Below are 11,436 nucleotides of genomic sequence, written 5' to 3'. Positions count from 1 at the left end.
CACATCATCACTGTCAGTCGTTGTCGTCCAGGGCCAGGTGCAGTCCCCAGGCGACCAGGCTGATGATCAGCGAGCCGAAGAGCGCCGGCAGGAAGCCGTCGACGTGGAAGTCGAGGTTCAGCCTGCCGGAGGCGAACGAGGTCAGCCAGAGCATCAGCGCATTGACCACGAAGGTGATCAGACCGAGCGTGAGGATGAAGAGCGGGAACGAGAAGAACTTCACCAGCGGCTTGATCAACCAGTTCACCACCCCGAAGATCAACGCGACGAGGATGATGGTCAGCGTCTGGTGCTGCCAGCTGCCGCTCGACAGGGTGATCCCCTTGACGAGCCAGGCGGCGACCCAGATGGCCGCCGCGTTGATCAGGGTCTTCAGGACGAAGTGCTTCATGGTTCCGCATCGTGACAGGCTCGGGCGGATCACGGAAGCACCCAACGAGGAGCGGGCTGATGAAGGTTTTCCGTCTCGACCGGCTGGACGCCGAACGGGCCGCCCAGAACGGCGCCTACCTGCGCTTCCTGAAGGAGGGCACGATGTCGGCCGGGCTGTACGCGCTCGCGCCCGGCGAGACGGACACCCAGGGCGCGCACCAGCAGGACGAGCTCTACCAGGTGATCAGCGGGCGGGCCTCGCTCACCGTGGGGGACGAGACCTGCACGGTGGGGCGCGGCAGCGTGGTGTTCGTGCCGGCCGGAGTACCGCACCGGTTCCACCACATCACCGAGGAGCTGCGGGTGCTGGTGGTCTTCTCACCGCCGGAGGCCTGAGCCGAAGGGGCCGGCAGCGCCCGGGTAGGGGCGAACCCGAGGGGTTTCCCTCAGGGCTTTATCCGGGTTCTCTCCGGGGCCGATTCCCTCGTTTCCGCTCTCCGGCCCTCCTACGATCGAAGTACCAAAGCGGACGGGATGCGGCGAGTGGAGCCGACCCGAGGGAGACGAGGTACTGAAGATGGCTGAGATCTGGAAGTCGCTGCCGGGCTGGGTCCGCAACATCGTGGTCCCGATCATCCTGCTGGTGATCGCGTTCAACGTGATCGGCTTCGTGATCGGCGTGGTGAGCTCGCTGATCTGGTTCGCGGTCAAGGCGCTGGTCGTGGTCGGCATCGCGGCTGCCGTGGTGATCCTGGTCAAGAAGGCCGCCCGGAGCTGACCTCGGCCCGTCACGGGCCCGCCGCGCACTCTCCGCTCAGGCGCCCGCCCCCTGCTGGGGGCGGGCGCCTCGCGTTGTCACTCCTGCCGCTTGCCGCAGCGGGCCGTTACTGGCCCTCGCCCTGCACCGGGATCGCCTGCTCGGCCACCGCCGGCGCCTTCGGCTGCTGCTCCCCCGGCCCGTTCGCCGTGCCGAGCAGCCGGCGGGCCGACCCCAGCCCGGTGCCGTCCGTGGTCAGCGCCTTGGCGAACATCTCGCCCATCCCCACTCCGCCGTCCGTCCACCCGCCGGTTCGTGCGACCCGACGCGTGGCCCCCAGGCTGCCGCAGGCTCCGTTGTGCGGACCCCCAGCGGACCCCTACTGGACCGTGCGAGGAGCTGCGGCTACCGTGTTCACGTCTTTGGGCAGGCAAGTCCGCCTGCCAACGGGAGCTCGGAGCACCGGGCTGAGAGGGCACTGAAAGGTCACGCCGACGGGCGTGCCGAAGGCTGTGCCGACCGCAGGAACCTGGACCGGGTAATGCCGGCGTAGGGAGTAGAAGGTCAGATGACCACGTTCGATGACGCACGTCCGGCCACGGTCCAGTCCGCGGCCACCGGGTACCCGACCCCGGCCTGGCGCAAGGCCTACGTCGAGGGCTCCCGGCCCGACCTGCGGGTGCCGCTGCGCGAGGTGCAGCTCACCAACGGCCGCACCGTACCGCTGTACGACACCTCCGGCCCGTACACCGACCCTGGCTACGAGCCCGACGTGCGGCGCGGCCTGCCCGCCCTGCGCGACCCGTGGATCCGCCAGCGCGGCGACGTCGAGGAGTACGACGGGCGCGAGGCCCGCCCCGAGGACGACGGGATCAAGCACACCTCGCCGCGCGGCGGCAACCTGCGCAACCTGGACGCCGTCTTCCCCGGCCGCCCGCGCCGCCCCCTGCGGGCCCGCGACGGGGTGGCGGTCACTCAGCTCGCCTACGCCAAGCAGGGCGTGGTCACCCCCGAGATGGAGTTCGTGGCGCTGCGCGAGGGCCTGGCCCCGGAGTTCGTCCGGGACGAGGTGGCCCGCGGCCGCGCCGTCATCCCGGTCAACGTCAACCACCCGGAGGTGGAGCCGGCCATCATCGGCACCAACTTCCTGGTGAAGATCAACGCCAACATCGGCAACTCCGCGGTCACCTCCTCGATCGAGGAGGAGGTGGAGAAGATGACCTGGGCCACCCGCTGGGGCGCCGACACGGTCATGGACCTCTCCACCGGCCGCAACATCCACACCACCCGCGAGTGGATCCTGCGCAACTCCCCGGTCCCGATCGGCACCGTCCCGCTCTACCAGGCGCTGGAGAAGGTGGACGGCAAGGCCGAGGAGCTGAGCTGGGAGGTCTACCGCGACACCATCGTCGAGCAGTGCGAGCAGGGCGTCGACTACATGACGGTGCACGCCGGCGTGCTGCTGCGCTACGTGCCGCTGACGGCCCGTCGCAAGACCGGCATCGTCTCGCGCGGCGGCTCGATCATGGCCGCCTGGTGCCTGGCGCACCACCAGGAGAACTTCCTCTACACCAACTTCGAGGAACTCTGCGACATCCTGCGCGCCTACGACGTCACCTTCTCGCTCGGTGACGGCCTGCGCCCCGGCTCGATCGCGGACGCCAACGACGAGGCGCAGTTCGCCGAGCTGCAGACCCTGGGCGAACTCGGCCGGATCGCCCGCGCCAAGGACGTCCAGGTGATGATCGAGGGCCCGGGCCACGTCCCGATGCACAAGATCAAGGAGAACATGGATCTCCAGAAGGAGATCTGCGACGAGGCCCCCTTCTACACCCTGGGCCCGCTCACCACGGACGTGGCGCCCGGCTACGACCACATCACCTCGGGCATCGGCGCCGCGATGATCGCCTGGTGGGGCACCGCGATGCTCTGCTACGTGACCCCCAAGGAGCACCTGGGCCTGCCCAACCGCGACGACGTGAAGACCGGCGTGATCACCTACAAGATCGCCGCCCACGCCGCCGACCTGGCCAAGGGCCACCCCGGCGCCCAGGCCTGGGACGACGCCCTGTCCGACGCCCGCTTCGAGTTCCGCTGGGAGGACCAGTTCAACCTGGCCCTCGACCCCGAGACGGCCCGCTCCTTCCACGACGAGACCCTCCCCGCCGAGCCCGCGAAGACGGCCCACTTCTGCTCGATGTGCGGGCCGAAGTTCTGTTCGATGAAGATCAGCAAAAGCATCAACGAGAAGTTCGGCAACGGCCAGGCCTCGCCGGAGTACGACGAGACGGCTGTCGAGGGCATGAAGGCGATGTCCGAGGAGTTCAAGGCCCAGGGCAACCGGGTCTACCTGCCGCTCGCCGACTGACCTGCGCTGAGCGCCGTCCCGAGGGTGTTTCCGACCACGGGGCGGCGCTCAGCCGTCGTGTCATCGAGCCGGGGTCGAGGCGGGTGCGGGCCCGAGCGGGGCCGGTGAAGCGGCCTCCAGCGTGCGGCGGATGACCGCCGAACCGTGCTCGACGAACTCGGCGATCGGTGCGGCCAGAGCGTCGGGCAGGACGTCGGTGTGCCACACGAATCTCGTGCGGCCGCCGGCCTCCGGAAGGGCCTGCATGGAGGCGTGGTGGTGGGACGGGTGGAGGCTGCCGCCGATGACGGTGTAGGCGACCCGCCTAGCCTCGTGATCGAGGTCGACGAGCCGTTCGAGGACGATGGTGCCGTCTGCGAAGGTGACGGTGCGGGTGTCCGAGCTCAGACGGGTGTCGACGACGAACCCGGGCGCCAGCCGCTCGTGCACCGCGCCGTAGTCGCTGAGCACCGCCCACACTGCTTCGGGGCGGGCGTCGATGACGAGTTCCTTGTGGATCGAGGCCATGGGTAATCAACTCCTGGTCAGTCCGAGGTGATGCAGAGTTGGACGAAGCCGTCGTCGGCCTGCCCGACGTCCCGGCGGGTGACCTTGCGGGAGAACTCGGCGAGGGCCCGGGGGCGTGTCATCACGTGGGCCCCAGCATCCAGGGCAACTCACCCTAGGTCTTGAAGATCCTTGCGGGCCGTTCTGTCGTACCCGGCCGGTACCGTTCGCGGCATGCTGTCCGCCTCGATCCTCGCCGCCCGGCCGGAGTTCACCGTCGCGGTGGTGGGGTGCCGCTCCGACCACACCAGGTGGTCGCAGCCAGAGACTCGTGACGACTACCGCCTGGTGCTGGTGCAGCGCGGCAGGTTCCGGCGATCGGCCGACGGCACCGACGCCGATCTGGACCCGACCATGGCCTATTCGGGCGCGCCGGGTGAAGAGGAGCGGTTCGCGCACCCAGCCGGCGGCGACGTCTGCACGTCGGTCAGCTTCGAGCCCTCCCTCCTCGGGTGCCCGCTCGCCTCGACGGCGGTGTACGTGGACGCGCGCGTCGATCTCGCCCACCGCCGGCTGGTCGCCGCCGCGGGCACCGGGGACATCGACTACGCGCTGCCGGAGGAACTGCTCCGCCTCGTCGCGGCCGCGGCCGGCGGGCCGGCTGTCCGCTCCCGGCCGGCCGATCGGGCGCTGGCTGCCGCGGCGCGGCAGGCGATCATCGACGAGGTCCCGGAGGCCGGGGGGCTCTGCGCGCTGGCTGCGCTGCTGGAGGTGTCGCCCTACCGGTTGAGCCGGGTGTTCTCGCGGGAGACGGGCGTCTCGCTGACCCGCTACCGCAACCGCGTGCGCGTGACCCGGGCCATGGACCGAATTTCCGAGGGCGCACCCGGCCTGGCCGACCTGGCAGCACAGCTCGGCTTCGCCGACCAGGCGCACTTGACCCGCACCATCCGTGAGCACGTGGGATACGCCCCCACCGCATTGCGCCGACTGCTCGCCCCCGGAGCGCGTGCCTCGTGAGTCAGGGAGGCTGAATATGCTGACTCCCGCCTGACGTTGGCGTCGATGAAGATTAGTAAATCCATCAATGAGAAGTTCGGCGGCGGCGCGGCCTCGCCGGAGTACGACGAGGCCGCCGTCGAGGGCATGAAGGCCATGTCCGACGAGTTCAAGGCCCAGGGCAACCGGGTCTACCTGCCGCTGGCGGACTGACGCCTGCGCCCAGCTCAGCCCTTCCTCGATCCTCGGGGAAGGGCTCGTGCCTGTGTGGCTCACTCGTCCTGGAAGGCCCCAGCCCCCGCCGATTACCGGATGACCGGCCCCTGCTCGGAACGCCAGTCGTTGATCCGCTTGCGGATGCTCGGGACCATGGGCAAGCCGTCCACGTCGTCCGGTTCGAACCAGGCCACCTCGAACGACTCGTCGGACACGCGCAGTTCGCCGCTGACGGGTCGGGCGAGCAGGCAGATGGAGAACTCCTGGCGTACTTCACCGTCGTCATAGGCGAAGATGTGGCCGGGGTTGGTGTAGGTCCCCACGATGCCGGTGATCTCCACCTGGATGCCGGTCTCTTCGAAGGTTTCCCGGATGCCGCACCCCGCCAGTGATTCACCCAGCTCCATCTTCCCGCCGGGCAGTGCCCACACTCCGTTGTCGGTGCGCCGCTGGAGCAGGATGCGGCCGGACTCGTCCACGACGACCACCGAGGCGGCTGGAACGAGGCTGTTGGGCTTCGGTGCGTTCGGATCGTCCTCATAGTCACGCCTGGCCATGCTCGGTTACCTCCCAGATGTTGCGCCCGCGACTCCAGAGCTCTTCGACGTGATCGGCGAACCGGTCGAACATGCCGTCGTCCTGGGCGCGTCTCAAGTGCATCATCGGCGAGTCATGACCGACTCTGCGGGCAAGGATCGGCGTCACGATCATCTCGTCGTCGAAGCGGAACACAGACAGGTTGACGTGACCGGTTTCGAAGCGTCCCTCGATGTCCCCGACGTCCCGCAGCCGTTGCAGCTCACTCATCGTCACGGCGATGCGGGTGGACAGGGTGAGTGGGACGCCTTCCTCGGCCTCGCGGGCCCGGGTGACTGAGCTGTCCGGATCGCCAATCAGAAACCTGACCCGGCACCCGGTCTGAGCCTTCCGGCGGAGCGCGCCGGCCAGGTTCGCCTGCTCCAGCCACAGGAAGTAGTTGGTGTATCCCGCGAAGGTCAGCTCGCGCTGCGCCTTGGTGATGAGCGACCGCCAGAGCGAGGCGGGTGCCGCTGATCGATAGGGGAACACCTGGATGACCTCGCGGTCAGGTCCTGTCTTGAGCGCCGAGCGGACGGCAGTTGGCCACAAGGTGGATTCCTCCTCTCCCAGCGCCTCGCAGGCCGCCCATCGGTGTCGAGCATGGGGGATGCGGGTGGGGCTGGCGATCCATCGGCCAACCGTCTTGGCGTCGACGCCACATGCCTCTGCGAGCTGCGCTTCGGCCGCTACTTCCCTGCCCATCGATGCCTGACGATCCGTCGGCGTACCGGCACCAGGCGCACACGCTTCCGCATGCTCCTCGCTCCCCGGTGTCCGGCCACGGGCCGAGTCGGGCACGGCGGGTCGCTGCCGCTGACTGCTCGTCGGCGGACGACGGCGTGGACACCTCGCTGACGGCCGGTTCCGTCGTGCGCCCGGTCGGTCTGATCGCCACCCCGTGGGCGAACGTCTTCAACGGCCAGGTGCAGCAGGGCGTGGCCTACCGCGCCGAGTCCCTGGCGATTGCCCCGGCCAGCGGTATGACCGCCCTGGCTGCCGCCACCACACCGAAGGCGGTCAAGTCGTGACCGGCAGAGCGGTCCTGGTCGGGCCGGTGGACCTCTTGTTCGCCGGCCCGGCCGGGCCTCACCCGTCGCCTGACCCGGGCCGTTGCGCCCGTGATCTCGTCAACTCCTCGCAAGGAAAGCTCTCGTGTCGAACACTCCTGCTCCTTCCCCGTCTTCTTCCCCGGGGCCCGACCTGCTTCCGTCGCTGGGGCATCTCGCCGTCCCTCCGGCAGCCTGGTACGCGCTCGGGGCCGCGCTGCTGGTCCTGCTGGCCTGGCTACTCCTCATCACCGGCCGGTACCTGATCGCCGACCGCGAGACCCGGGCCAGCATCCGTCAGGTGTTCTGGATACGCCGCCGCTGGACCCGCCTGGCCAAGGCGATCGGCCTGGTCACCACCGACCGTCATCCCAGCCTCGGGCAGACGCTCGTCATCGACGGGCAGCGCACGCCCTCCCCGAAGATCCTCGTCCCCTCGATCAGCACGAAGTGCGACCGCTACGGCGTCCAGGTCAAGGCGCGTACCGTTCCCGGCGTGGGTCTGGCCGAGTTCCAGAAGCACGCCGACCACCTGGCCGAAGCCTGGGGCTGCACCCGGGTCTCCGTGGCCGTGGACAAGCCCGGCCGTCTGCTCCTGCGCGCTTTGCGCAACGAGCCGCTTGCCCGAAAGATCACGGCCGTGCCGGACGGTTCGGTGCCGGCCGACCTGGCGGTGTGGAACCTCGGCCTGAACGAGTACGCCGTGCCCGCCGTTCTGAACATGGCCGACGTCCCCGGCATGGTCGTCGGCGGCCTGCCCGGCAAGGGCAAGAGCGCCCTGGTCAACGGCCTGATCTCCCAGATCGCCCCCTCGAACGCGGTGCAGTTCGCCGTGGCCGACGGCAAGGTCCGCAAGGCCCACGAAGGCGAAGATCAGCCAGGAGATCCGCTCGAACCGCCCTTGGCCGGCGCAGCGCATCCCGAGGCCAAGGCCCGGGGGTCCGGCCGGGTGGAGTCCTCCTCAGCTCTGCCTCGTCGGCGGGCGGCCGTCTGACCGTGGGTGAAGGAGGTGCGCCCGAAGGAGATTTGGAGGAGACAAGACAGGGCTGATCCAGTACTGTGCGCGATCGGTCCTGTTCGGACTTTATTCGACCTTTATACGGGGGTGTATCAGCGTGAACATTGACTTCAACGCGGAGCCGTTGTTCTCGATCTACGTGGTGATGCTGCTGATCAGCGGTATCGCCATGGTGGCGGTGGCACTGGTGAACTTCGCCCAGACGACGACGGGTTGGCGCGTCATCAACGCGATCGCCGGTGTGGCGTTCGCGTCCTACGCGATCTACCTGGGTTGGTTCTTCACCGGTGGCGAGTACCGGATGTTCATCTACGCCTTCATCCTGCCGGTGATCCTCATCGCCCGCGCGGTCAGCGCCGGCAAGGCGGCCAAGGCGCAGCAGCGGGCCCAGGCCCAGGCGCAGTTCCAGAACCCCGGCGCGGCGTACAACCCGAACGCCGTGGCGTACAACCCCAACGCCGCCGCGTACAACCCCAACGGCGTTCCGCAGCAGCAGCAGCCGAACCCGTACCAGCAGCAGGGCTGAGGGGCGTTCAGGAGTCCTGCTGCTCCAGGTGGCGCTCGATCCGCTGCTGGTTCTCCACCAGCCGCAGCGACAGGTGGCGCAGCAGGGTCAGCTCCGCGGGCGTGAAGCCGCGGAAGACCGCCGCCATGGCCCGTTGGGTCGGCTGGCGGTAGGTGTCCAGCCAGTTGCGCCCGGCCATGGTGATCCGGGTGAGCACCGCGCGCCGGTCGTGCGGGTCGCCGACCCGCTCCACCAGGCCCTCCCGTTCCAGGGTGTCGACCAGGCCGGTGACGTTGCGCGAGCTCACCCCGCCGGCCCGGGCCAGGTCACCGATGCTGACCGGCTCCCCGGCGGTCGCGTTGAGCCGGATCAGCAGGTCCATCGCGCCGGTGCTCAGCCCGCGCCCGGCGGCGCCGCGGTTGCGCAGGCGTTCGATCGAGTGGTGGGCGGCGCGCACGGCGCTGGCCGCCTCCAGGTCGAGGGTCTCCGCGCCGAGGGTGAACTCGGCCATCACGGAACGGACTCCGGGATCGTAGAGGCAGTCGTCGGCGTCGTGGGCCAGACTGTCGCCGGAGTGGAGCGATGATTTGTGTACCTGCTTCATAATGAAGCGCTACTTTAGTCGTCTCATATGACGATCAGTCAAGTCCCCAGGTCAGAGCGTGACCAATGACCGCAGTTGCCCGCAGTCCGGGCCGCGACCTGACTCAGTGCGCCGCCCTCGGTCCGACCGTGCACCTGGAGCGCACCGATCGCTGGCGGCCTCCCCCGGCTCGGTACTTAGCTGGAGGCGCCTCAGGCAGTCACGGGGAGGGGTCGCCCAGATGGAGCACGACGAGATGGGTTCGGTACTGCCGTTCCGTCCGGTCGACAGGACGGGCCGCGGCAAGGCACGCCCACTGCCGGAACCGGTCGACCCGACCGACCGGCTCGACCTGACCGACACGGTCGACCTGACGGAACCGGTCGACCTGACCGAGCCGGTGATCCTGCCGGAACCGGTCACCCTGCTCACCCGGGTGGACGGCCGGCAGGGCGCCGCCCAGCGCCTGCTCGCCCAGGAACCCGAAGTGCTGGCCCGCTACCAGGAGGAGCTGCGCGCGATCAACAGCCCGCTGGCCACCGACCCGCAGGCCTGGGAGCAGTGCGTGGTGCAGGCCCGCCGGATCCTGATGGACTGCGCGGTCAGCCTCGCCGAGGGCCGCTCCACGGTGACCGGCACCGAGATCGCCGAGGTGGTCAACCTGGGCGGCGAGCGGATCCGCCAGGGGCTGCACCTGACGCACTCGATCCGGGCCGGGATGCTGTTGCTGGACATCGTGCTGGAGGCGCTCGCCAACGCGGTGACCGAGGGTCAGCCGCAGCCGCAGCCGGAGGGGCCGAGCGTGGTGCGGGTCTGCCCCACCTGTAGCGCCCCGGAGCGGTGGGCCGAGGAGCTGGCCGCCGCCGAGCGCCGCTGCCGCGGCTGCGACGGCCACTACACCGCCGCCGTCCGCTCGCTCCAGGAGGGCGTGGGGCGGCGCCTGGCCAGCGGCTCGGTGGGCTACGACACCTTCCTGCTCAACCGGGTGCAGGAGCTGAACGACCTCGGCCGGCGCAAGCTGGCCCGGGAGATCCACGACCAGTTGGGCAACTCGCTCAGCCTGGCGCTGCGCCAGCTGGAGCTGCACCAGAGCGCGGCCGGCGTCGACCCGCACGTCAAGGCGGCCACCGCCGCGGTGCTGGAGGCGATGGACACCACTCGCTCGCTGGTCACCGAGCTGCGCCGCAGCCAGGTGTCCGGCTCGCTGGAACTCGCCCTGAAGGGCTTCGCCGCCGCGCTGCCGCAGGCCGGCGGCGCGGTACGGATCCAGGTGCGCGGCTCGGACGACTGGGTGCCGGCCCAGCTCTCCGAGGAGCTGTTCGTGATCATCCGGGAGTGCCTGCGCAACGCGATCGAGCACGCGCAGGCCGGCAACATCGTGGTGCACGTGGACATCGCCCCGCACGAGGTGCAGGTCGAGGTGCTGGACGACGGCCGCGGCTTCGACCCGGCCGCGGTGCCCGAGCACAACGGCCTGGACGGGATGCGCGAGCGGGTGCAGCTGCTGAACGGCACGCTGGACCTGCGCTCGGCCCCGGGCCGGGGCACCCAGGTGCTGGTCTGGGTACCGATCGACGGGCAGGCCACCGCGTGACCGCCCCCGCCGCCGAACGGGTACGGATCCTGGTCGCCGACGACCACACCCTGCTGCGCGAGGCGCTGTGCGAACTGCTGGGCACCGAGCCGGGGTTCGAGGTGGTGGGGCAGGCCGGCAACGGCGCCGAGGCGGTCCGGCTGGCGGCTCGGCACCGGCCGGACGTGGTGCTGCTGGACGTGCAGATGCCGCAGAACGACCCCCCGGTGACGGTCCAGCGGATCCTGTCGGGGGATCCGCGCACCCGGATCATCGTGCTCACCATGGACGACAGCCCGCAGCTGGTGGCGCAGCTGCGGGCCGCCGGGGTGCAGGGCTACCTGCACAAGAGCGTGAGCCGGGACCGTTTGGTGGCGGCCGTGCGGCAGCGGACGGCGGCGGAGGACGACGGGCTGCCGCCGGCCCCGCAGCGCGAGCCGGCCGCGGGCGGGCTGTCGGCCCGCGAGCTGGAGGTGCTGCACTGGGCCGCCCGGGCGCTGTCGAACCGTCAGATCGGCAGCCGGCTGGGCATCACCGAAGGCACCGTCAAGCGCCACCTGCGCAACATCTTCGGCAAGCTGGACGCGGTCTCGCGGATCGACGCGGTGAACATCGCGATCGACCGCGGCCTGATCCACCGCTGACCGCACAACCACTGAGCGCTCAGCCAGCGAACGTAGACCGCGACGTGCTGCGGCCCCGCCGGAACCGGCGGGGCCGCAGCACGTCTGGGGGGCTGGGTCAGCGCAGCGAGTCCAGGAAGGTGGCCGCGGTCCGGGTGAAGGTGTTGTGCGCCGGGTCGGCGGTCAGGATGTCCAGGTGGGTCATCGAGTCGTCGGTCTGCGCGTCCACCCGCGGGATCCTGGTGTCGGCGGTCAGCGCCGAGGCGGCGGCGTCCACCGTGCCGTTGGTCAGGTTCGACTCGAAGGCGTAC

At 69.9% G+C, this 11,436-nt stretch carries 16 protein-coding genes and 1 pseudogene; 10 read left to right on the top strand and 7 right to left on the bottom strand.

The features are described 5' to 3' along the window. Positions 1 to 13: 13 nt before the first annotated feature. Positions 14 to 391: a phage holin family protein gene (locus tag C7C46_RS32950; protein WP_110673585.1), complete on the bottom strand. Its 378-nt coding sequence runs from the start codon at positions 389 to 391 to the stop codon at positions 14 to 16. Positions 392 to 450: 59 nt separating this feature from the next. Here C7C46_RS32950 and C7C46_RS32945 point away from each other — a divergent pair, with 59 nt between their 5' ends. After that, positions 451 to 768, top strand: coding sequence for a cupin domain-containing protein (locus C7C46_RS32945; RefSeq protein WP_110673584.1), 318 nt, complete (start codon positions 451 to 453; stop codon positions 766 to 768). 181 nt (positions 769 to 949) lie between these two features. After that, entirely contained in the window at positions 950 to 1,150 is a 201-nt protein-coding gene (locus tag C7C46_RS32940; RefSeq protein ID WP_110673583.1) for a DUF5326 family protein, read from the top strand. A gap of 106 nt (positions 1,151 to 1,256) precedes the next feature. Here the strand turns inward: C7C46_RS32940 and C7C46_RS35560 are convergent, their stop codons facing one another. Next, positions 1,257 to 1,412 carry a hypothetical protein gene (locus tag C7C46_RS35560; RefSeq protein ID WP_181442667.1) on the bottom strand — a complete coding sequence of 52 codons (156 nt, stop codon included), beginning with the start codon at positions 1,410 to 1,412 and terminating at the stop codon, positions 1,257 to 1,259. Positions 1,413 to 1,697: 285 nt separating this feature from the next. Between C7C46_RS35560 and thiC the strand changes: the two genes are divergently transcribed. Next, a complete protein-coding gene (gene thiC / locus C7C46_RS32935) occupies positions 1,698 to 3,497 on the top strand; it encodes a phosphomethylpyrimidine synthase ThiC (protein WP_110673582.1) in 1,800 nt (599 codons plus the stop codon). A gap of 60 nt (positions 3,498 to 3,557) precedes the next feature. Here thiC and C7C46_RS32930 read toward each other — a convergent pair whose 3' ends face one another. After that, on the bottom strand, positions 3,558 to 4,004 hold the full coding sequence (locus C7C46_RS32930) for an SRPBCC family protein (protein ID WP_110673581.1): 447 nt from the start codon (positions 4,002 to 4,004) through the stop codon (positions 3,558 to 3,560). 213 nt (positions 4,005 to 4,217) lie between these two features. Between C7C46_RS32930 and C7C46_RS32925 the strand changes: the two genes are divergently transcribed. Next, a complete protein-coding gene (locus C7C46_RS32925) occupies positions 4,218 to 5,003 on the top strand; it encodes a helix-turn-helix transcriptional regulator (RefSeq protein ID WP_110673580.1) in 786 nt (261 codons plus the stop codon). Positions 5,004 to 5,048: 45 nt separating this feature from the next. Beyond that, complete coding sequence (locus tag C7C46_RS35555; protein ID WP_181442666.1) at positions 5,049 to 5,195, top strand: hypothetical protein; 147 nt, start codon at positions 5,049 to 5,051, stop codon at positions 5,193 to 5,195. 92 nt (positions 5,196 to 5,287) lie between these two features. Here C7C46_RS35555 and C7C46_RS32920 read toward each other — a convergent pair whose 3' ends face one another. Both C7C46_RS32920 and C7C46_RS32915 read right to left on the bottom strand, forming a co-directional pair. Then, on the bottom strand, positions 5,288 to 5,755 hold the full coding sequence (locus tag C7C46_RS32920) for an NUDIX domain-containing protein (RefSeq protein WP_110673579.1): 468 nt from the start codon (positions 5,753 to 5,755) through the stop codon (positions 5,288 to 5,290). Beyond that, positions 5,742 to 6,479: a DUF5919 domain-containing protein gene (locus C7C46_RS32915; RefSeq protein WP_110673578.1), complete on the bottom strand. Its 738-nt coding sequence runs from the start codon at positions 6,477 to 6,479 to the stop codon at positions 5,742 to 5,744. Before C7C46_RS32915 ends, C7C46_RS32920 begins: the two co-directional genes overlap by 14 nt. 137 nt (positions 6,480 to 6,616) lie before the next feature. Between C7C46_RS32915 and C7C46_RS32910 the strand changes: the two genes are divergently transcribed. The 3 genes from C7C46_RS32910 (at position 6,617) to C7C46_RS32900 (ending at position 8,367) form a co-directional block, all read left to right on the top strand. Continuing rightward, entirely contained in the window at positions 6,617 to 6,805 is a 189-nt protein-coding gene (locus tag C7C46_RS32910; RefSeq protein WP_110673577.1) for a hypothetical protein, read from the top strand. Positions 6,806 to 6,929: 124 nt separating this feature from the next. Beyond that, positions 6,930 to 7,817 carry a hypothetical protein gene (locus C7C46_RS32905; protein ID WP_110673576.1) on the top strand — a complete coding sequence of 296 codons (888 nt, stop codon included), beginning with the start codon at positions 6,930 to 6,932 and terminating at the stop codon, positions 7,815 to 7,817. Positions 7,818 to 7,938: 121 nt separating this feature from the next. Next, complete coding sequence (locus C7C46_RS32900) at positions 7,939 to 8,367, top strand: hypothetical protein (protein WP_110673575.1); 429 nt, start codon at positions 7,939 to 7,941, stop codon at positions 8,365 to 8,367. Positions 8,368 to 8,374: 7 nt separating this feature from the next. Here the strand turns inward: C7C46_RS32900 and C7C46_RS32895 are convergent, their stop codons facing one another. After that, positions 8,375 to 8,950, bottom strand: coding sequence for a MarR family winged helix-turn-helix transcriptional regulator (locus C7C46_RS32895; protein ID WP_110673574.1), 576 nt, complete (start codon positions 8,948 to 8,950; stop codon positions 8,375 to 8,377). A gap of 220 nt (positions 8,951 to 9,170) precedes the next feature. Here C7C46_RS32895 and C7C46_RS32890 point away from each other — a divergent pair, with 220 nt between their 5' ends. Beyond that, positions 9,171 to 10,523, top strand: a complete 1,353-nt coding sequence (locus tag C7C46_RS32890) for a sensor histidine kinase (protein WP_110673573.1) — start codon at positions 9,171 to 9,173, stop codon at positions 10,521 to 10,523. Then, positions 10,520 to 11,146: a response regulator gene (locus C7C46_RS32885; RefSeq protein WP_110673572.1), complete on the top strand. Its 627-nt coding sequence runs from the start codon at positions 10,520 to 10,522 to the stop codon at positions 11,144 to 11,146. Before C7C46_RS32890 ends, C7C46_RS32885 begins: the two co-directional genes overlap by 4 nt. A gap of 97 nt (positions 11,147 to 11,243) precedes the next feature. On the opposite strand, the pseudogene C7C46_RS35550 reads toward C7C46_RS32885, so the two are convergent. Further along, a pseudogene (locus tag C7C46_RS35550) lies at positions 11,244 to 11,436 on the bottom strand (alpha/beta hydrolase); the annotation flags it as partial.

Source organism: Streptomyces tateyamensis (assembly GCF_003205575.1).
GTDB classification, from domain to species: Bacteria; Actinomycetota; Actinomycetes; order Streptomycetales; family Streptomycetaceae; genus Kitasatospora; species Kitasatospora tateyamensis.
This window is presented reverse-complemented; position numbering and strand designations above follow the sequence as displayed.

Coding starts and splice junctions, on each gene's coding strand:
- C7C46_RS32950 (WP_110673585.1), bottom strand. CDS start 391: ATGAAGCACTTCGTCCTGAAGACCCTGATCAACGCGGCGGCCATCTGG.
- C7C46_RS32945 (WP_110673584.1), top strand. CDS start 451: ATGAAGGTTTTCCGTCTCGACCGGCTGGACGCCGAACGGGCCGCCCAG.
- C7C46_RS32940 (WP_110673583.1), top strand. CDS start 950: ATGGCTGAGATCTGGAAGTCGCTGCCGGGCTGGGTCCGCAACATCGTG.
- C7C46_RS35560 (WP_181442667.1), bottom strand. CDS start 1,412: ATGGGCGAGATGTTCGCCAAGGCGCTGACCACGGACGGCACCGGGCTG.
- thiC (WP_110673582.1), top strand. CDS start 1,698: ATGACCACGTTCGATGACGCACGTCCGGCCACGGTCCAGTCCGCGGCC.
- C7C46_RS32930 (WP_110673581.1), bottom strand. CDS start 4,004: ATGGCCTCGATCCACAAGGAACTCGTCATCGACGCCCGCCCCGAAGCA.
- C7C46_RS32925 (WP_110673580.1), top strand. CDS start 4,218: ATGCTGTCCGCCTCGATCCTCGCCGCCCGGCCGGAGTTCACCGTCGCG.
- C7C46_RS35555 (WP_181442666.1), top strand. CDS start 5,049: ATGAAGATTAGTAAATCCATCAATGAGAAGTTCGGCGGCGGCGCGGCC.
- C7C46_RS32920 (WP_110673579.1), bottom strand. CDS start 5,755: ATGGCCAGGCGTGACTATGAGGACGATCCGAACGCACCGAAGCCCAAC.
- C7C46_RS32915 (WP_110673578.1), bottom strand. CDS start 6,479: ATGGGCAGGGAAGTAGCGGCCGAAGCGCAGCTCGCAGAGGCATGTGGC.
- C7C46_RS32895 (WP_110673574.1), bottom strand. CDS start 8,950: ATGAAGCAGGTACACAAATCATCGCTCCACTCCGGCGACAGTCTGGCC.
- C7C46_RS32890 (WP_110673573.1), top strand. CDS start 9,171: ATGGAGCACGACGAGATGGGTTCGGTACTGCCGTTCCGTCCGGTCGAC.